General features: G+C 71.4%; 19 protein-coding genes. 13 read left to right on the top strand and 6 right to left on the bottom strand.

From position 1 onward, the window contains the following. Positions 1–73 precede the first annotated feature (73 nt). Positions 74–493: a hypothetical protein gene (locus HCK04_RS05530; RefSeq protein WP_142645774.1), complete on the top strand. Its 420-nt coding sequence runs from the start codon at positions 74–76 to the stop codon at positions 491–493. A 9-nt stretch (positions 494–502) separates the two neighbouring features. Here HCK04_RS05530 and HCK04_RS05535 read toward each other — a convergent pair whose 3' ends face one another. After that, positions 503–1,771 (bottom strand): cytochrome P450, encoded by a 1,269-nt coding sequence (locus tag HCK04_RS05535; RefSeq protein WP_142645775.1) that lies wholly within the window; start codon positions 1,769–1,771, stop codon positions 503–505. Between the two features lie 147 nt (positions 1,772–1,918). Between HCK04_RS05535 and HCK04_RS05540 the strand changes: the two genes are divergently transcribed. Then, positions 1,919–3,445 carry a long-chain fatty acid--CoA ligase gene (locus HCK04_RS05540; RefSeq protein ID WP_142645776.1) on the top strand — a complete coding sequence of 509 codons (1,527 nt, stop codon included), beginning with the start codon at positions 1,919–1,921 and terminating at the stop codon, positions 3,443–3,445. 6 nt (positions 3,446–3,451) lie between these two features. On the opposite strand, the gene HCK04_RS05545 is transcribed toward HCK04_RS05540, so the two are convergent. The 3 genes from HCK04_RS05545 to HCK04_RS05555 all read right to left on the bottom strand — a co-directional run bounded on the left by HCK04_RS05545 (position 3,452) and on the right by HCK04_RS05555 (position 7,282). Further along, positions 3,452–4,711, bottom strand: coding sequence for a class I SAM-dependent methyltransferase (locus HCK04_RS05545; protein ID WP_142645777.1), 1,260 nt, complete (start codon positions 4,709–4,711; stop codon positions 3,452–3,454). Positions 4,712–4,736: 25 nt separating this feature from the next. Continuing rightward, positions 4,737–6,107, bottom strand: coding sequence for an FAD-binding oxidoreductase (locus tag HCK04_RS05550; protein WP_142645778.1), 1,371 nt, complete (start codon positions 6,105–6,107; stop codon positions 4,737–4,739). A 185-nt stretch (positions 6,108–6,292) separates the two neighbouring features. Next, entirely contained in the window at positions 6,293–7,282 is a 990-nt protein-coding gene (locus HCK04_RS05555; RefSeq protein ID WP_142645779.1) for a 2-hydroxyacid dehydrogenase, read from the bottom strand. A gap of 76 nt (positions 7,283–7,358) precedes the next feature. On the opposite strand from HCK04_RS05555, the gene HCK04_RS05560 reads away from it, so the two are divergent. From HCK04_RS05560 to HCK04_RS05585, 6 genes are all read left to right on the top strand, one after another. Then, entirely contained in the window at positions 7,359–8,477 is a 1,119-nt protein-coding gene (locus HCK04_RS05560; RefSeq protein WP_142645780.1) for a CaiB/BaiF CoA-transferase family protein, read from the top strand. 226 nt (positions 8,478–8,703) lie between these two features. Next, positions 8,704–9,351, top strand: coding sequence for a nitroreductase family protein (locus tag HCK04_RS05565; RefSeq protein ID WP_142645781.1), 648 nt, complete (start codon positions 8,704–8,706; stop codon positions 9,349–9,351). 96 nt (positions 9,352–9,447) lie between these two features. Next, entirely contained in the window at positions 9,448–10,320 is an 873-nt protein-coding gene (locus HCK04_RS05570) for an ABC transporter ATP-binding protein (protein ID WP_142645782.1), read from the top strand. Then, the gene (locus HCK04_RS05575) at positions 10,317–11,108 is read left to right on the top strand and encodes an ABC transporter permease (protein WP_142645783.1); all 792 of its coding nucleotides are present in this window, start codon (positions 10,317–10,319) and stop codon (positions 11,106–11,108) included. The genes HCK04_RS05570 and HCK04_RS05575 overlap by 4 nt, the downstream gene beginning before the upstream one ends. A gap of 30 nt (positions 11,109–11,138) precedes the next feature. Then, positions 11,139–11,372, top strand: coding sequence for a helix-turn-helix transcriptional regulator (locus tag HCK04_RS05580; protein WP_076434397.1), 234 nt, complete (start codon positions 11,139–11,141; stop codon positions 11,370–11,372). Then, a complete protein-coding gene (locus HCK04_RS05585; protein WP_142645784.1) occupies positions 11,369–11,914 on the top strand; it encodes a hypothetical protein in 546 nt (181 codons plus the stop codon). Before HCK04_RS05580 ends, HCK04_RS05585 begins: the two co-directional genes overlap by 4 nt. Positions 11,915–11,921: 7 nt before the next feature. On the opposite strand, the gene HCK04_RS05590 is transcribed toward HCK04_RS05585, so the two are convergent. Continuing rightward, on the bottom strand, positions 11,922–12,431 hold the full coding sequence (locus HCK04_RS05590) for an effector binding domain-containing protein (RefSeq protein ID WP_142645785.1): 510 nt from the start codon (positions 12,429–12,431) through the stop codon (positions 11,922–11,924). Positions 12,432–12,535: 104 nt separating this feature from the next. Between HCK04_RS05590 and HCK04_RS05595 the strand changes: the two genes are divergently transcribed. The 5 genes from HCK04_RS05595 (at position 12,536) to HCK04_RS05615 (ending at position 18,674) form a co-directional block, all read left to right on the top strand. Then, positions 12,536–13,975 (top strand): GuaB1 family IMP dehydrogenase-related protein, encoded by a 1,440-nt coding sequence (locus HCK04_RS05595; RefSeq protein ID WP_142645786.1) that lies wholly within the window; start codon positions 12,536–12,538, stop codon positions 13,973–13,975. Between the two features lie 83 nt (positions 13,976–14,058). Then, positions 14,059–14,655: a general stress protein gene (locus HCK04_RS05600; protein WP_185948923.1), complete on the top strand. Its 597-nt coding sequence runs from the start codon at positions 14,059–14,061 to the stop codon at positions 14,653–14,655. Positions 14,656–14,810: 155 nt separating this feature from the next. Beyond that, positions 14,811–15,185, top strand: a complete 375-nt coding sequence (locus HCK04_RS05605; RefSeq protein ID WP_142645787.1) for an FKBP-type peptidyl-prolyl cis-trans isomerase — start codon at positions 14,811–14,813, stop codon at positions 15,183–15,185. A 386-nt stretch (positions 15,186–15,571) separates the two neighbouring features. Further along, complete coding sequence (locus HCK04_RS05610) at positions 15,572–17,098, top strand: glycosyltransferase family 39 protein (protein ID WP_142645788.1); 1,527 nt, start codon at positions 15,572–15,574, stop codon at positions 17,096–17,098. Between the two features lie 49 nt (positions 17,099–17,147). Further along, positions 17,148–18,674, top strand: coding sequence for an ATP-dependent DNA ligase (locus HCK04_RS05615; RefSeq protein ID WP_142645789.1), 1,527 nt, complete (start codon positions 17,148–17,150; stop codon positions 18,672–18,674). A 19-nt stretch (positions 18,675–18,693) separates the two neighbouring features. On the opposite strand, the gene HCK04_RS05620 is transcribed toward HCK04_RS05615, so the two are convergent. Next, positions 18,694–19,239: a DUF1707 and DUF4870 domain-containing protein gene (locus HCK04_RS05620; protein WP_260617128.1), complete on the bottom strand. Its 546-nt coding sequence runs from the start codon at positions 19,237–19,239 to the stop codon at positions 18,694–18,696. Between the last annotated feature and the right edge of the window lie 96 nt (positions 19,240–19,335).

Below are 19,335 nucleotides of genomic sequence, written 5' to 3' on the forward strand. Positions count from 1 at the left end.
GGGAGCGCAGGATTTCGGACCTGTTCTCGTCCCGCTCCTTGGCGCGTCGCCGGGGCGCCCGGACAGTTGGGCCATGACTGACACGACGCCTGAAGGACACACCGGCAACCGGAGCGGCATCCGGCGCTGGGGACGTTTCGCCCTCCACTACGTCGAGATGATCATCGCGATGTTCGCCGGGATGTTCGCGCTCGGCCTGCTGTGGTCCGCCCTGGGGTTCGACCCCTCGTACGACAGTGATCCCGAGCCGGCCTACCTGCTGATGGCGTTCGACATGTCGGCCGGCATGGCGGCGTGGATGCGGGTGCGCGGGCACTCCTGGGCTCCGACCCTGGAGATGTGCGCCGCGATGTTCGTCCCGGTCGTGCCGCTCTTCCCGCTCCTGTGGCTGGGCATGATCGACGGCATGGCCGTGATGGTCGCCGCCCACGTCCTGATGTTCCCGCTGATGCTGGCGGCCATGTTCCGGCGCCTCGACGAGTACGCCCACTGAGGCCGGCGTTCAGAACCGGTAGCTCATGTGCTTGACGCCGTTGATGAAGTTGGACAGCAGATAGGACGGCTCGCCGACGGACCGGATGGCGGGCATGCGGTCGAACAGCTCCCGGAACATCACGGTGATCTCCCGGCGGGCGAGGTGGGCACCGAGGCAGTAGTGGGGGCCGTGGCCGCCGAAACCGACGTGGGGGTTGGGGCTGCGGGTGATGTCGAAGACGTCGGGGTCGCGGAAGACCGTCTCGTCGCGGTTCGCCGAGTTGTAGAACAGCAGGACCTTGTCGCCCGCGCGGTAGTCGTGGCCGTTCATCGTGTGGTCCCGGGTCACGGTGCGCCGGAACTGGATGACGGGGCTGGAGTAGCGGACGATCTCCTCCACGGCTCCCGCGATGCGCCCGTCGAAGTCCTCCAGCAGCAGCGCGCGCTGGCCGGGGTGGTCGGTGAGCAGTTTGAGCCCGTGGGCGATGGCGTTGCGCGTGGTCTCGCTGCCCGCGACGACCAGCAGGATGAAGAACGAGCCGAGCTCCTGGGCGGTCAGGCGTTCCTCGCCGTTCACGAGCCTGCTGGTCAGGTCGTCGGTGGGCCGGCGGCGGCGCTCGGCGGCCAGGCGGCGGGCCAGCGCGTTCAGGTCGTGCCCGGCCCGCAGCAGCGCGGCCAGGCCCCGGGCCGTGGTCCAGCGGCCGAAGGAGCCGTCCGGCCGGGACGGGTCGGCCGCGACCCCCGAATATTCGGAGTCGGCGTTGGCCAGGATCGTGTTCGTACGGCGCAGCACCCGGTCGTGATGATCGGCCGGGATGCCCATCATGTCGCAGATCACCCGTACGGGTAACCGGGCGGCGATCTGGGTGACGAAGTCGCCCGGCCCCTCCCGTACGGCGGCGCCGACGATCTCCCGGGCGGCCCGGCTCAGGTCCTCCTCCATCTTGGCCAGGATGCGCGGGGTGAACGCCCGCGAGACGATCCGCCGCAGCCGGGCGTGCCGGGGGTCGTCCATGTTGATCATCGAGCCGAAGTAGACCGCCAGCCAGCGGGGCATGTCCGGGATGCTGTTGGCCGTCGGCTCGCTGCTGAAGACGGCGGGGTCGCGGCTGGCCTCGGTCACGTCGGCGTGCCGCACCAGCGCGTAGTAACCGGCGCCGTGACCGATGAAGGGGATCTTGTTCTCGCGGAAGAAGGCGGGGTGGTCGAGCGCCCGCAGGCGGCGGAACGCCTCGTGCCGCTCGGCCTGGGGCAGGCCCCAGAACGGGATGCGGGACAGGTCGGCAGCCGTGTCCATGCCGCCACTCTTGTGCGGGGGCACGGCATCGTCAAGGGTCGGGAACGCCCTTGTAACCAGACCCTCAAAATCCGGACCTTGAGCCGTTACGCTGAGGTACCTACCGGTTGGTATGGACCGAGGGGTCCGATAGAAGAGGGAGCGGCAATGCTCAACCTGGCCGTCGTGCTGGAAGACAGCGCACGGGAGAAGCCCGACGCCACCGCGGTCGTCTTCGGCGACATGCGCCTGCCGTACTCGCTCGTGAACACCGTGGCCAACCAGGTCGCCAACCTGCTGGTCTCGCGCGGCATCGGCAGGGGCGACAAGGTGGCGCTGGCCTGCCCCAACGTGCCCTACTTCCCGTTCGTCTACTACGGGATCCTCAAGGCGGGCGCGACCGTCGTCCCGCTGAACGTGCTGCTGCAGGCCAGGGAGATCGCCTATCACCTGGACGACTCCGACGCCAAGGCCTTCTTCTGCTTCGAGGGTTCGCCGGAGCTGCCGCTGGGCGAGCGGGGCCGGGCCGGCTTCGCCGACGCCGAGGGCGCCGAGCACTTCTTCGTGCTGCCCGCCACGCCGTTCGCCACCGAGTCCGAGCTCGGCGAGACGCTGTGGGCGGCCCTCGACGGGGTGTCCGGCGAGTTCGAGACCGTGCAGACCTCCGCCGACGACACGGCGGTGATCCTCTACACGAGCGGCACCACCGGCCAGCCGAAGGGCGCCGAGCTCACCCACCAGAACATGGTCATGAACGCCATGGTCAGCGAAGGCATGTTCCCCCGGCAGGGGGAGGACACCTATCTCGTCGCGCTGCCGCTGTTCCACTCCTTCGGGCAGACGGTGCTGATGAACGCCGGGTTCCTGCGCGCAGCCACACTCGTGCTGATGCCGCGCTTCGAACCGGTCGAGGCCCTCACGCTGATGAACCGGGAGAAGGTCACGCTGTTCGCGGGTGTGCCGACCATGTATTGGGCCATGCTCACCGCCGTGCACGCCGGCGCGGCCGAGGTGCCGTCGTCGCTGGTGACGGCGGCCTCCGGCGGTTCGGCGCTGCCGGTCGAGGTGCTCAAGGACTTCAGCGCGACGTTCGGCGTGAACGTCCTGGAGGGGTACGGCCTGTCGGAGACCGCGCCCGTGGCCTCGTTCAACCAGCCGGGCAGGCCCGCGAAGGCCGGCTCGATCGGCACGCCGATCTGGGGCGTGGAGATGAAGCTGGTCGACGCCGAGTGGAACACGACCGACGAGATCGGCGAGATCGCCATCCGCGGCCACAACATCATGAAGGGCTACTACAACCGGCCCGAGGCGACGGCCCAGGTCATGAAGGACGGCTGGTTCCGCACCGGCGACGTGGCCCGGCGCGACGAGGACGGCTACTACTTCATCGTCGACCGGGCCAAGGACATGATCATCCGCGGCGGCTTCAACGTCTATCCGCGGGAGATCGAGGAGGTCCTCATGACCCACCCCGCGGTATCGCTCGCCGCGGTCGTCGGGGTGCCCCACGACTCCCACGGCGAGGAGGTCAAGGCGTACGTCATCCGCAAGCCCGGCGCCACGATCACCGAGGAGGAACTGGTGGCGTGGTGCCGGGAGACGATGGCGGCCTACAAGTACCCGCGGATCGTGGAGTTCCGCGAGTCCCTGCCGATGACCGCCACCGGCAAGATCCTCAAGCGCGAGTTGCGCTAGAGCTCTTTACGGCCAGTCGAGGGACGGGCGCAGCGGCACGTGTGCCTGTCCCTCGTCGTCGAGCCGGACGCCGAGCACCTGGTGCAGCTGCACCTTGTTGCGCTCGAACCCGACGACGCAGCCGGCCATGTAGAGCCGCCAGACCCGGGCGGTGCCCTGGCCGACCTCCTCGACCGCCTCGTCCCAGTGGGCGTCGAGGTTCTTGCACCACTCGCGCAGCGTCAGCGCGTAGTGCTCGCGCAGGTTCTCCTCGTGGCGGACCTCGAAACCGGTGTCCTCCATCTGGCGGATCAGGTAGCCCACCGACTCGAGCTCGCCGTCCGGGAAGACGTAGCGGTTGATGAAGCCGCCCTTGTTGATGGTCTTCTCGGTGCTGGTCGGGCGGGTGATGCAGTGGTTGAGAATGCGCCCGCCCGGCTTGAGCTTGCCGTACAGGAAGGAGAAGTACGACGGCAGGTTGTCCTTGCCGATGTGCTCGGTGAGGCCGATCGAGCTGACCCGGTCGAAACCGGTTTCCGCGACGTCGCGGTAGTCCATGTAGCGGACCTCGGCGAGCTCGGACAGCCCGGCCTCCGCGATGGCCTTCTGCGCCCACTCGGCCTGCTGGCGCGACAGCGTGACGCCCAGGCCCTTCACGCCGTACTCCCTGGCCGCGTGCATGACCATGCCGCCCCAGCCGCAGCCGACGTCGAGCAGCCGCATGCCGGGCTTGAGGTCGAGCTTCTTGGCGACCAGGTCGAACTTCGCGTACTGCGCCTCCTCCAGCGTCGCGTCCGGCCGCGGGAAGACCGCGCACGTGTACGCCATGGAGGGGCCGAGCACCCACTCGTAGAAGCGGTTGGAGACGTCGTAGTGGTGATGGATCACCTCGGCGTCGCGCTGCTTGGCGTGCCGGCTGCCCAGCTTCGCCAGCGTGCTCTGCCGCGCCTCCTGCGGCGGCGGCTGGACGCGCATCAGCAGCGGCTTGATCCCGAGCGACCGGATCGCGGCGATCTTCTCGCTGAGCGGCAGGTCGTTCAGGGTCAGCGACCACATCCGGTCGAGCAGGGTGTACATGTCCCCGTGCACGTCGATGTGCCCGGAGATGTACGCGCGGGCGAGGCCGAGCTCTCCCGGCGCCTGCGCGAGGTAGGCCACCGCCACGGGCGACTTCACCTCGATGCGGAGGTCCGCCCCCGAGGATCCGGCCTTGCTGCCGTCATAGGCGACGAACTCGACGCCGGCGTCAGGACCGACGATCTTCTCGAAGATCTTCGCAAGAGTCATTGCACCTCTCCCGACGTATCGACGCCTACCGGCCTCTGACGCACTTGTCGTAGAGGTCCAGCAGCCGGCCGCCCGGGTCGTAGGCGCGCTTGACCGGCCAGTAGGCGTCTCCGTTGTAAAGCCGCCAGAACTCCTCCCGCTCGTAGAAGGAGGTGGAGTAGAGCGACTTGTGGCCGTCGAGCGAATGCACCGCCCGCTCGATCAGCCGGTTGTAGTACCCGTCGTACTGGCCGCGCGGCAGCGGAACCATGCCCCAGAAACCGAAGTTCACGTACAGGCGGCCGGGTTCCAGCGGGTATAGGGCCCACCGGTCGGTCGCCTTGAGCGGGCACATCCACACCGGGGTCATACCGACCCTGTCGTGGAAGACCTCCAGGAACTCGGCGCCGCGTTCGATGGGCACCTCGACGTCCTGGATGACCGACTCGTGCACGGGGTTGTTCCGCCAGCGGTCGATCCGGGCGGTCACGCCGTACCTCTGGTCGAGGCCGACGAGCTTGCGATAGACGTCCGACCGCAGGTAGCGGCGCGGCAGGAGCGAGCGGACCAGCGGCTGCTGCACCCCGAAGGCGCGCGAGCACCAGAACCAGTCGGTGTCCCAGCGCCACAGGTAGTCGCGCACCGTCAGCCAGTCGCGGACGCGGCTGCGGATCGACTGGTAGTAGATCCGCATGCCGGTGTAGTCGGACGTGTAGGGCGCCCGGTCGGAGAACGAGCCCACCGTGATGTACAGCTCGTCCGGGCCGAAGAACGTGCCGTCGACGAAGTCGACCCGCTCGCCGTCGTGCTCGCGGCTGTCGCAGATCTCCTGCATGGCGAGCATGCACTTGCCGGCGTCGCTGAAGCGGATGTGCGTCAGCTTGACGTACGGCTTCACCCTGGCCAGCTTGATGCGGATCCGCAGCGCGTAGCCGAGCGTGCCGTAGGAGTTGGGGAACGCGTGGAACAGGTCCGCGTGCTCGTTGTCGGCCCGGGCCACGACGATCCGCCCGTCGCCGGTGAGGATCTCCAGTTCCTCGACCGACTCGTGCGGCAGACCGTCCTTGAAGCTCGTCGACTCGATGCCGAGGCCCGTGACCGCGCCGCCCAGCGTGATCGTCTTGAGCTGCGGCACCACGTAGGGCATGAGCCCGTACGGAAGCGTCGCGTCCACCAGGTTCTCGTACGTCGTCATGCCCTGGACCTCGGCGGTCATGGTCACCGGGTCGACGTGGATGACCTGGTCCAGATCGCGGGCGGACAGCGTCGCCGTCTTGGCCGGCGCGCGGAAGCGGAACAGGTTCGTCGTGGCCTTGGCGAGCCGGGGAGCGGAGTCCTCCGGTATGGCCGCGTAGGAGTCCCTGATCTGCTCGACGGCCTTCTGATGGGCGGTCATACTGGCCGTGCGCTCTGGCATGACACCACCCCCATGGATCGTAGAGATCGGCTCTTGGCACGCTATCCCCGGCGGGGAACGCAGACCAGAGTAGACACGTTACGCCCCGGAAAACTATCTGGAATTCCCGCGGCGCACCGTCGGCGTAGATCGTATCCTGCTCTTTTTCATCGCCTCCGGCGCCCCTGCCGTAACAGGGGAATTCGTCATCCGCCGGGCACGCGACGGCGGACCAGGGGATCGGCGCCGTTGACCACGTTGACCACCGGACGGCCTTCCGTCGCGGCGGTGAGGTTGTCGAGCACGCACCGGATCAGCCGCGTCGTCGCCTCGGGCGTCACCCCGGCGGCGTGCGGCGACAGCAGGACCTGCGGACAGGAGCGCAACGGGTCGTCCGGCGCCGGGGGCTCGCTGTCGTACACGTCCAGCGCCGCTCCGGCGAGGTGACCGGACTCCAGCGCGGTCAACAGCGCCGCGTTGTCGACCACCGCGCCCCTGGCCGCGTTGACCAGCACCGATCCCCTGGGCATGCGGGCGATCCGCGCCGCGTCGATCAGCCCGACGGTCTCGGGCGCGAGCGCCACGGCCAGGACGACCACGTCGCTGCCCGCCACCAGCGTGTCGAGATCCGCGTAGTCCGCGCCGTACGTCTCGGGCTTGGGCGTGCGCGACCAGTAGGAGACCCGGCAGCCGAGCGCGCCGAACATGCGGGCGCAGGCCGCGCCGATCGGCCCGAAACCGATCACCCCCACCCGGCAGCCGGACAGCTCGCGGCGCTGGTAGGCGAACTGCGGCCACTCCCCCGCCCGCATGGCCCGGTCGCCGTCCGCGAGATGGCGCAGCAGCGCCAGCGCGGCGGCCAGGCACCATTCGGCCACCGCGGCGGCGTTCACCCCCGCCGTGTTGGCGAGGGGCACCCCGGCGCGGGCCAGCGCCTCCAGGTCGTGCCCGTCGACGCCGACCGACGGCTGCTGCACGAACGCCAGGCGCGGCGCCAGCCGTACGGCCTCCGCGTCGAGGGCCAGGGCCCCGCTCCAGTCGCCGACGACGATCTCGGCCTCGGGCAGTGCGTCGAGCAGCGCCGCGCGGTCGTGGCGGGCGGGGACGCGCACCTCGACGCGGCCGTCGAGGTCGGCGAGCAGGCCGCGCACCGCGTCCTCCGGGAGCGGTGGCAGGGCAAGAACATTCCACGTCACGGGCGCAGTCTCGCATGCCTACAGAAACATGTTCTACTAATGCGCGTGAAGTGATACCGCTCCGAGGAGGGTTCGGATGGAGGAGTCGCGGGGGCCGCTGACAGGGATCCGGGTGCTTGAGCTGGCCGGTCTCGCACCCGGGCCGTTCGCCGGGATGATGCTGGCCGACCACGGCGCCGAGGTGCTGCGCGTCGACCGGGTGAAGGCCGTGAGCGACACCCCGCGCCGCGACGTCATGGACCGCGGCAAGCGCACGATCGGCCTCGACCTGAAGTCGCCGGAGGGCGTGGCCGCCTTCAAGCGGCTGGCCGAGCGGGCCGACGTGGTGATCGAGGTGTTCCGGCCCGGAGTCGCCGAACGGCTCGGCATCGGGCCCGCCGACCTCCACGCGGTCAACGAGCGGCTGGTCTACGGCCGCATGACCGGCTGGGGACAGGACGGCCCGCTCGCCTCCACGGCGGGGCACGACATCGACTACATCGCGATCGCCGGGGTGCTGTCGATGCTGGGCCGCGCGGGCGAGAAGCCCACCCCGCCGATCAACATCCTGGGCGACTTCGCCGGCGGCGGGCTCATGCTGGCGTACGGCGTGCTGCTGGCGCTGCTGGAACGCGAGCGCACCGGACGCGGCCGGGTGGTGGACGCCGCGATGGTCGACGGCGCGGCGCTGCTGTTCTCGATGTTCTACGCCGGGGTGCACTCCGGTCACTGGGGCCCGCGCGGCACCAACCTCCTCGACACCGGCGCGCCCATGTACGACACGTACGAGACGGCCGACGGCGGCCATCTCGCCGTGGGCCCGCTCGAACCGCGGTTCTGGGCCGAGATGCTCGCCCGGATGGGTGTGGAGGACATGCCCGACCGCGACGACCCGGCCAACTGGCCGGCCATCAGGGAGCGGCTGACCGAGATCTTCCGGTCGCGCACCCGGGCCGAGTGGGAGGCGGTCTTCGAAGGGTCCGACGCGTGCGTGTCCCCTGTGCTCGACCCGCGCGAGGCCGTACGGCATCCGCACAACCGGGCGCGCGGCACGTTCGTGGAGGTCGACGGGCTGCCGCAGGCCGCGCCCGCGCCCCGGCTGGTCGGCGCGCCGCGCGGCGACCTGTCCCCGGCCACCCGGCTGCACGACCTGAGCGCCTGGGGCCTGCCCGCCGACGAGGCGAAGGCCCTGCGCGCCGCCGGTGTGCTCGCCTGACCGGTTCCCGCAGCGCCCGACCTTCTCGGCAGTTCGACCCCGGCCCCGCCCCCTCGGCCGTTCCGGCCCGACCGGCTCCCCCGCGGTACCGGCCTGACCCCTGCCCGCCGCCCCCTGCCTCCCGCCCCCTGCCCGCCGCCCCTGCCCGCCGCCCCTGCCCCTTAGCCCCCTGCCCCCCCGTTTACCCCCGTTCCCCCCCTGTGACGATCGAGGAGTTCCCCCGCACATGGACGTTTTCGAAGCCCTCTACACGACCCGCGCCATGCGGCGGGTCAAGCCCGACCCGATCCCGATGGAGGTGCAGGAACGCATCCTGGACGCCGCCGTCCGCGCCCCCAGCCCGGGCAACACCCAGAGCTGGCGGTTCCTGCTGGTGGACGACACCAGGGTGAAGGAGCAGCTCGGGCCGCTCTACCGGCAGGCGCTCGGCGTCCTGTTCGAGACGCACTACAAGCCGATGCGCGAGCGGGCCGAGGCGACCGGCGACACCCGCACGCTCAGCGTCATGCGGTCGGCCCAGCACCTGGCCGACCACTTCGAGTCCTATCCCCTGATGCTGTTCGCCTTCACCCGCAACGACACCAGCGGCGGCTCCATCTATCCCTCGGTCTGGAGCGCCCAGCTCGCCGCCCGCGCGTTCGGGGTGGGCAGCGCGCTGACCACCGTGCTGGGGCTGTTCCACGGCGAGGAGACCATGCGGATCCTCGGCGTGCCCGAGGGCAAGGGCTGGCAGATCGCCTGCACCGTCACCTTCGGCTACCCGACCGGCCGGTGGGGTGTGGCCCCGCGCCGGCCCGCCCACGAGGTGTCCTTCCGCAACCAGTGGGGTGAGCCGGTCGGCTTCGAGATCCCCGAGCCCCTCTGGACGCCCTGAGCCGATCACGCTGATCGCCCTCCAATGAAGCAGGTCTTGAATCGAATGTAGTACATCTACTACATTCGAGAGCACGGCTACTTCATTGGAGGGCGCATGCCTGACGTCGCCATCCGCGTACGCGGACTCCGCATGGCGTACGGGCCTGTTCAGGTCCTGAACGGCGTCGACCTCGACCTGCGCAGGGGCGAGGTGTTCACGCTGCTGGGGCCCAACGGCGCCGGCAAGACCACCCTGGTCGAGATCCTGGAAGGGTTCCGTACGGGCTGGTCCGGCGAGGTCGAGGTGCTCGGCGAGAACCCGGCGCACGCCGGGGACGCCTGGCGGGCACGGCTCGGCGTGGTCATGCAGTCGTGGCGCGACCACCCCCGCTGGCGGGTGCGCGACCTGCTCGCGCACGTCGCGGCGCACTACGACGATCCCCACGACGTCGACGAGCTGCTCGCCGCGCTCGGCCTGACCGAGGCGGCGCGCAACCGGGCCGGGGTGCTGTCCGGGGGCCAGCGCCGCAGGCTCGACATCGCGCTCGGCATCGTCGGCCGCCCCGACGTGCTGTTCCTCGACGAGCCCACGACCGGGTTCGACCCCGAGGCCCGGCGGGAGTTCCACCAGCTGATCGAGCGGCTGGCCGGCGAGGACGGCCTGACCGTGCTGCTCACCACGCACGACCTGGCCGAGGCCGAGCGGCTGTCGGGGCGGATCGCCGTGCTCGTCGCCGGGCGGGTGGTCACCTGCGGCAGCCCCGCCGAGCTGGCGCACGCCGTACAGGCGCCGTCGCTGGTCCGCTGGGCGGACGGCGAGCTGGAGACCGCCGATCCCTCCGGGGTGGCCTGGGAACTGCACCAGCGGTACGGCGGCCCGGTCCCCGGGCTGGAGATCAGGCGGCCGACCCTGGAGGAGAGCTACCTGGATCTCATCGAGGAGGCGCGGGGAACGCGCGAGACGGCGACCGTGGGAGGGGCACGATGAACGCGACCATTCTGGGGCTGCGGCGGGGCTGGACCGAGCAGCTCAACCTCTGGAGCGACCGCAAGGAACTGCTGAACGCCGTTGTCGGGACCGTCGGCACCTACGTGGTGCTCATCCTGTTCATCGGCGGCAACAACGTGCCGGGCACGCCCGTGTCGATGGCGGCGTTCATGACGCCGGGGTTCCTGGCGTTCGCGGCGTTCTCGACCGGGCTGATGGGGCTGCCCATGCTGATCGCCGCCGATCGCGAGGAGGGCACGCTGATGCGCGCCCGGACGCTGCCGGGAGGCATCCGGGTCTACCTGACCGGGCGGGCCGTCACGACGCTGCTCACGATCGGGCTCAACGCCGCGCTCGTCCTGGTGGCGGCCGTGCCGCTCGGCGGGGCGGCCACGCCGCCGACACCCGGGCGGTGGCTGACGCTCGTCTGGGTCCTGGTGCTCGGCACGCTGGCCGTCGTCCCCATCGGCGCGGCCATCGGCACCCTGGTGTCCGGCCCGAAGGCGGCCGCGGCCATGCTCGCCCTGCCGACGATGCTCCTGATGCTCATCTCCGGGGTGATGGTCCCGCTGGAGATGATGCCCGGCATAGTGCGCGGCATCGCCCAGGTCTTCCCGCTCTACTGGCAGGGCCTCGGACTGCGCGCGGTGTTCCTGCCCGACTCCGTCCTCCCGGCCGAGCTCGGGAACAGCTGGCCGCTCGGCCGGGCCGCGGCCGTTCTGGGCGCGTGGGCCGTCGGCGGTATGGTTCTAGCCCCCTGGTTGCTGCGCCGGGTCCGTGGACGGTGAGCGGACTCGCAGGCCCGACGGAGGTGAGACGTGGCCGAGGAGCCGGTGTTCAACCGCATCGCGGTGCTGAGGGCCGACCGCGGCGTCTCGCGCCGGGATCTGGCGGCCGCGCTCGGGGTGCACTACCAGACGGTGGGCTACCTGGAGCGCGGCGAGTACAGCCCGAGCCTTCACCTGGCCCTGCGGATCGCCGAGTTCTTCGAGGTGCCCGTGGAGGTCGTCTTCTCCCTCAAGCCGTTCCCCAAACTCGGGAGCACATCGTGAACTGGGGCGAAAGATGGCACGCGCACGCCGCCCGCAGCATGGAACACCCGATGTTCGTGCCGCTGTACCGCACCCGCGCCCGGCGCCGCCTGCTCGTCGCCGTGGGCGCGACCGGCCTGCTGGTGATATGGGCCGACGCCATCGTGTCCTGGTACATCGCGCCGAGCGACACGGCCGTGACGGTCAACTTCGTGCTGCTGACCATCGCGCTCGTGTGCTACCTGCCCTCGGTGACCGCGCTGAACGCCGCCACGCGCGGACTGGCCTCGCTGCCGGAGCGCCGCCTGGACGAACGGCAGATCGCGGAACGGCTGCGCGCCTACACGGTGGCCAACACGCTGATGCGGCTGATCCTCACGGTCGTCACGGCCCTGGTCCTCGCCGCGATGTGGGGAGACGGCCCCGCGGCCCGGGTGCCGGGGGCCGCCATCGCTCTCGGCCTCATCGCGGTGTGGCTCACGCACTACGTGCTGCCGTTGCTGGTCGCCGGGTGGCGGCTGCCCGACCCGCCGCCGGACGACGACCCCGGCGACGAGCAGTGACCGGCGGTCAGGCCGGCGTGGCCTGAGCCTGCGCCGGGGGCCCGGAGGGCTCACCGAACGACGGCAGCGTGGCCACGAAGAGATCGACGCCGTCGGGGTGGTGGATCTCCAGGTCGGTGGTGAAGGCGCGGGCCGGGACGCCGCCCGACTCTGTGTGCTGCCGCACCTGCTGCCAGACCTCGGCGAGCGCCCCCGGCAGCGGTCCCCGCGCCTCGAACAGCAGCGCCGGCACGCCCGGCACCCGTACGGCGACCATGCCCTCGGGCAGTCGCGCCGCCGTGCGCACGGCCACGCCGACGATCTGGGTGTAGGCGCCGTTGTGGTCGCTCTCGTAGTCGGTGAGCACGGCGTACAGGTTCTCGTCGACCCGGCCGGGCACGTGCGCGAAGGCTCCGGGCGCTCCGGCACGGGCCCACAGGCCCGGCAACTGGGCGCGGGCCGGGTCCGCCTCCGCCGCGTTGGTCGTCCGCACGGCATAGCCGACGACGAGCGCCTCCGGACGGTCAACGATGATCACGTGCTCTCCTTTCAGGCGAGGTCAATGTATCCCGTGTCCGGGTCTGCTCAGGCGTCGGCCGGGAATGCCGTTTATGACCCGCTCACAACGTAGGCTGGACAAACGTGCGATTCCTCAATGATGTGACGCCGCCCTACGATCTCACGTACAGCGATGTCTTCATGGTGCCGTCCCGCTCCTCGGTCGGGTCGCGCCTGGCCGTGGACCTGTCCACCGGCGACGGAACCGGCACGACGATCCCCGTCGTCGTCGCCAACATGACCGCCGTCGCGGGCCGCCGCATGGCCGAGACCGTCGCCCGGCGCGGCGGCATCACCGTCATCCCCCAGGACATCCCGATCGACGTGGTGGCCGACGTCATCGAATGGGTGAAGAGCCGTGACCTCGTTCACGACACGGCCATCACCCTCACCCCTCACGACACCGTGGGCGAGGCGCTCACCCTGCTGCCCAAGCGGGCGCACGGCGCGGTCATCGTCGTCGACTGGGACAACCGCCCGGTCGGTGTGGTGACCGAGGCCGACTGCCACGGCGTCGACATGTTCACCCAGCTCTCCCAGGTCATGACCGCCTCGCCGCAGACGCTGCCGCGGGGCGTGGACCCGCAGTCCGCGTTCGACGCGCTGCACGAGGGCCGCCACCGGCTGGCGCCCGTGGTGGACGAGGACGGCCGCCTGGTCGGCATCCTCACCCGCACCGGCGCCCTGCGCTCCACGCTCTATCAGCCCGCCGTGGACGCGAACGGCCGGCTGCGGATCGCCGCGGCGGTCGGGGTGAACGGCGACGTGGCCGCCAAGTCCAAGGAACTGCTCGACGCCGGTGTCGACGTGCTCGTGGTCGACACGGCGCACGGCCACCAGGAGAAGATGATCTCGGCGCTGCGGGCCGTGCGGGCGCTGAAGCCCTCGGTGCCGGTCGCGGCGGGCAACGTCGTCACGGCGGAGGGCGTACGCGACCTCGTCGAGGCGGGCGCCGACATCGTGAAGGTCGGCGTGGGCCCGGGCGCCATGTGCACGACCCGGATGATGACCGGCGTGGGGCGGCCGCAGTTCTCCGCCGTGCTGGAGTGCGCGGCCGAGGCCCGCCGCCTGGGGCGGCACGTGTGGGCCGACGGCGGCGTGCGCCACCCCCGCGACGTCGCGCTGGCGCTCGCCGCCGGGGCCTCCAACGTCATGATCGGCTCGTGGTTCGCCGGCACGTACGAGTCGCCCGGCGACACCCGCACCGCCCCCGACGGCCGGAAGTACAAGGAGAACTTCGGCATGGCCTCGGCCCGAGCCGTACGGCTGCGCACCGCCGACGACACGCCGTTCGAGCGGGCCCGCAAGGCGCTGTTCGAGGAGGGCATCTCGACCTCGCGGATGTACCTCGACCCGGCGCGGCCCAGCGTGGAGGACCAGATCGACGCCATCGTGGCCGGTCTGCGCTCCTCCTGCACCTACGCGGGCGCCGCCACACTGGAGGAGTTCCACGAGCGGGCGGTGATCGGCGTGCAGAGCGCCTCCGGCTACAGCGAGGGCATGCCGCTGCACCAGAGCTGGTGACCCCTCCTGTTCCGTAGAGGAATATCGGGCTCTCCGGGGGTAGTGCGTTCGTGTACCGACCGCACTACCCCGCGGAGGCGATCATGCAGTACTCCCCGGCCGGAGGGCCGGTCAGTATGGCGGCCGACAGACGGCTGCTGGTCAGCTACGACAACTACACCGCGGCGCAGCGCGCCGTGGACACCCTGTCCGACGCCGGGTTCCCGGTGGAGAACACCGCGATCGTCGGCAGCGACCTGCGCCTGGAGGAGACCGTCACCGGGCGGCTCACCAACGGCAGGGCGGCGCTGTCCGGCCTGATCACCGGCGCGGTGTTCGGGTTCGTCGTCGGCCTGTTCCTCGGGCTGTTCACTTCGACCACGACCTCGTTCTTCGGGCTGGTGCTGTGGTCGATCCTCTGGGGCGCCATCGCCGGGGCGGCCTTCGGCTTCACCAGCCACGCCTTCACCGGCGGGACGCGCGACTTCTCCTCCCGGAGCTCGATCGTCGCGGGGCGCTACGACGTGCTGGTGGCCTCTTCCCTGCTCGACCAGGCCCAGGCCCTGCTGCAGGGCGGTGCGCCGCCGGCCGACACCGCTCCGCAGGCCGCCGCCTACCCGGCGGAGGAGGATCGGGCGGTGGATCAGGCGCAGGCCCGCGACGACGACCGGGCGGACCTGCCGAGGGGCCGCCGCCCGTGACCCTTCGCCGCCTCTCGGCATCGGCGGAGTTCCGGCGCCTTCCCCACCCGGGTGGGGAAGGCGTTGTCGTGCCGGCCGCCCCCGGTAGAGTCGTCAGCCTGCCGGAACCACCGGCACCGCAAGCGCTTGGGGCACTACAGAAGCAGGAGGCCCACGTGGCACTGGAGAAGCCGGAGATCGACTTTCCCGAGGGCGCCCCGCCCGCGGACCTGGAGATCGTCGATCTCGTCGAAGGGGACGGGCCGGAGGCCAAGCCGGGGCAGAACGTGACCGTCCACTACGTAGGGGTGGCGTTCTCCACGGGTGAGGAGTTCGACGCCTCCTGGAACCGCGGCCAGCCGTTCCAGTTCCCGCTCGGCGGCGGCCGGGTCATCGCCGGCTGGGACCGTGGTGTGGCCGGCATGAAGGTCGGCGGACGGCGGCGTCTGACGATCCCCCCGCACCTCGGGTACGGCAACCGCGGCGCGGGCGCCGTCATCAAGCCCGGCGAGACGCTCATCTTCGTCGTCGACCTGCTCGGCGTCGGCTGACCGAGCCGCGGTGAGGCGACCGCGGCGTCCCCGGATTCGGGGGTCCCGGATTCACGGGTCCCGGATTCACGGGTCCCGGATTCACGGGTCCCGGATTCACGGGTCCCGGATTCACGGGTCCCGGATTCAGGGGTCCCGGATTCAGGGGTACCGGATTCAGGGGTACCGGATTCAGGGGTACCGGATTCGGGGGTACCGGATTCGGGGGTACCGGATTCGGGGGTACCGGATTCGGGGGTAGGAGAGCGGAAGCGGTTCGAGGATGATGGCCGGGTGGCAGATACCCCCCCGAACCGCCTCTCCATGACCCCCTTCGATCGGGGTTCCTCCCCTCACGGCCGCCCGCGGGGCGGCCCCCCGCGAACGCCGGCTTCCGGGAGGCCGGCGTGACCGCGGACGGCCGGGTGACCGGCGGCACGCCGGCACAGGGCGGCACCGAGGGGGCATCCCCCGGTGAGGGCGTCCGCACGGGCGCTGCGCTCACCGGGACACCCCGCGCCGTTCCCGCGATCGCCGCCGTGACCGTGGCCGTGCTGCTCGCGGTGAGCCCGTGGTACGGCTACCACCGCGACGAGCTGTACTTCCGCATGCTGGGCGAGCGGCCCAGACTCGGATATTTCGACACCCCGCCGCTGACGCCGATGATCGCCCGCCTGTCCACGACGGTCTTCGGAGACACGGTCGTCGCGCTGCGGATCGTTCCCGCCCTGTGCGCCGGGGCTCTCGTCGTGCTCGTCGCGCTGGCCACCCGGGAGCTGGGCGGCGGCCGTGCGGCCCAGATCCTCGCCGCGGCCGGGACGGCCACTTCCGTGCTGCCGCTGTTGGCCGGTCACTCGCTGCTGACCCTCACCCCCGACCTCGTGCTGTGGAGCGCGGTCACGCTGTGCCTGCTCCGGGTGCTGCTCAGAGGTGACGGGCGCTACTGGCTCTGGGCGGGCGTCCTTTCCGGCATCGCTTCGTACAACCGCGATCTGATGGTGGTGCTGCTGGGCACCGTCGGTCTGGGCATCCTCGTGGCGGGCCCGCGCGAGGTGCTGCGGGACAGGCGGCTGTGGGCCGGCGCCCTCCTGGCCCTGGTGATCGCCTCGCCCAACGTGATCTACCAGGTGACGCACGACTGGCCGCAGTTCCAGATGGCCGACGCGCTGCGTGCCGACGAGGGCGCGGACAACCGGGCGGCCTTCGTCCCCCTGCAGCTCGTGCTGCTCGGGCCGGTGCAGGCGGTGATCTGCGTGGCCGGGTGGCTGCGGCTGTGGCGCAGCCGCCGGGTGCGTTCGCTCGCCATCGCCTACCCCGTGGCCTGCGCGCTGTTCCTCTTCTCGGGAGGCCGCCCCGACTACACCGGCGGGTTCCTGCTCTACCTGTTCGCGGCCGGTTGCGTCACGGCGGCCGGATGGCGGTGGAGACGGACGCTGGTCGCGGCGCTGGCGGTCGACGCCGTAGTGGCGGTGGTCGTCGCGCTGCCGGTCATCCCGGCGGCGTCGCTCGGCGGCACGCCGGTCGCGGCCATCAACGAGGTGGCCCGTGAGTCGGTGGGCATGCGCGACGTGGCGGCGCAGACGGCCAGGGTCGTGAACGGCCTGCCCGCCGGCGAGCGCGCCGGTGCGGTGCTGCTCACGGGGAACTACGGCGAGGCCGGCGCGCTGCGCCGCTACGCGGGCGAGTTCGGGCTGCCTGCGGTCTACAGCGGCCACAACGAGCTGTGGTGGTGGGGACCGCCGCCGGAGGGGACGCGGGTGGTCGTGGCCGTCGGCCTGCCGCCCGGCGAGCTCGCCACCGCCTTCGCCCGCTGCACCCCGGGCGGCAGGCTGACCGGGATGCCCGGCGAGGAGGACGGCGCGCCGATCACGGTCTGCCGCGACCCCGTGCGCCCCCTGCGCGAGCTGTGGCCGTCCGCCCGCCACTACAGCTAGCCGCCCCCCGGCCTGGGCACCTGGCGCTGTGGTGAGGCAGGATTACGGTGTGTTGCTGATCGACCTTGCCAGGACGTCCGCGGCCGTCGCCGCGGACTCGGCTCGGCTCGCCAAGATCAGGCACCTCGCCGAGCTGCTCGGCAGGGTGGGACCGGACGAGGCCGAGATCGCCATCGCCTACCTGTCGGGTGAGCTGCCGCAGCGCCAGATCGGGGTGGGCTGGCGGAGCCTGTCCGACCTCCCCGAGCCGCGTCAGATCGCCACGGCGACCTTGACGCAGGTCGACGCCCTGCTCGAACGCATCAAGGCGCAGTCGGGCGCCGGTTCGCAGGCGGCGCGCCGTGAGCTGCTCGGCGAGCTGTTCGGCGCCCTCACCCGGCAGGAGCAGTCGTTCCTGCACCGGCTGCTGACGGGCGAGCTGCGCCAGGGAGCGCTCAACGGGGTGATGATCGAGGCGATCGCCATGGCCGCGAACGTGCCCGCGGCCGAGGTGCGCCGGGCCCTGACCCTGCGCGGCTCGCTGCCCGCCGTCGGCGCGGCCGCGCTCAGCGGCGGCGTCGCGGAGCTGAAGGCGTTCCACCTGGAGGTCGGGCGGGCGGTCGCGCCGATGCTCGCGCAGAGCGCGCCCAGCGTGACCGCCGCCCTGGAGAAGGCCGGTGCGCCCGCCGCGGTCGAGTGGAAGCTCGACGGCGTGCGGGTCCAGGCCCATCGGTCGGGCGACCGGGTCGCGGTCTTCACCCGCACGCTCGACGACATCACCGCACAGGTCCCCGAGCTGGTCGAGGCCGTGCTCGGCCTGCCCGGCACCGATCTCGTGCTCGACGGCGAGGTCATCGCGCTGCGCCCGGACGGCAGGCCCGAGCCGTTCCAGGTCACCTCGGGCCGGGTGGCCAGCAGGACCGACGTGGCGTCACTGCGCGCGACGGTGCCGCTGACCGTCTTCTTCTTCGACGCGCTGCGCGTGGGCGGCGCCGACCTGCTCGACCTGCCGGACGAGGAACGGCACGCCGCGCTCGAGGCCGCGGTGCCGGCCGAGCTGATCACTCCCCGGCTCGTCACGGCGGACGCTGAGGAGGCCGAGGCGTTCTTCGGCGACGCCGTACGGTGGGGCCATGAGGGCGTCGTGGTGAAGTCGCTGCGCACGCCGTACGCCGCGGGCCGGCGCGGGGCGGGCTGGGTCAAGGTGAAGCCGCGGCACACCCTCGACCTGGTCGTGCTGGCCGCCGAGTGGGGCAACGGACGGCGGCGGGGCTGGCTGTCCAACCTGCATCTCGGGGCCTACGACCGGGAGAGCGGCGGGTTCGTGATGCTCGGCAAGACGTTCAAGGGCCTCACCGACGAGCTGCTGACCTGGCAGACCGAGCAGTTCCTGCGGCTGGCGGACGGCCCGACGGACGGTTACGTCGTCACGCTCAAGCCCGCGCTGGTCGTGGAGATCGCCTTCGACGGCGTGCAGCGGTCGAGCCGTTACCCCGGCGGCATGGCGCTGCGGTTCGCCCGCGTGCTGCGCTACCGGCCCGACAAGCGCCCGGAGGAGGCCGACACCGTGGCCGCGGTCCGCGCGCTCATGCCCTGACCGCGGGCCGCCTCCCGGGCTACTTGATCAGGCGGATGGTCAGTGGGTAGCGGAACTCGGTGGCGGCCAGCGCCGACACCCCGCCGACGACGCACAGGACCAGTCCGACGACCCAGATGACCGGCACCAGGACGAGCCCCACGACGGTGAACGGCAGCAGCACCGTCGCGCCCAGCATGGTGAGGTGGAAGTTGAGCGACTCCACCGCGTGCTTCCTGATGTAGGGGGACGTCCGCCCCGCGGTCACCATCATCAGCAGCGGGCCGACGATGAACAGCCCCATCAGGCCGAACAGGTGCGAAGCCGCCGCCCCCACCCGGTCTCCCCCGTCCGGAGCCGCGGCCCTGGGCTGGTAGACCGGCGGCCGGGGGACGTAGGCCGGGCGCGTGCCGTACAGGTCGTTCATGATGGGCACGAGGTCGCCGTGCGTGCGCGCCGTCATCGCGAGGTGCAGCCGCTCGTCCATCTCGTGCTTGTCGAGCCTGCCCTCGGCGTAGGCCGCCTTGACGTGCTCGACCACCTGTTCGCGGTCCTGGTTGGTGACACGCAGCTGAGGGTGCGGCACGGGGGCGCGACCCGGCCACGGTGGTGTCGCTGTCGCGGGCATCACGGCATCGCCTTCCGTCGATCGACTGCTCGGCCTTCTTCGAGTCTGCCTCCA

The organism is Microbispora sp. CL1-1 (assembly GCF_012034195.1).
Classification (GTDB): Bacteria; Actinomycetota; Actinomycetes; order Streptosporangiales; family Streptosporangiaceae; genus Microbispora.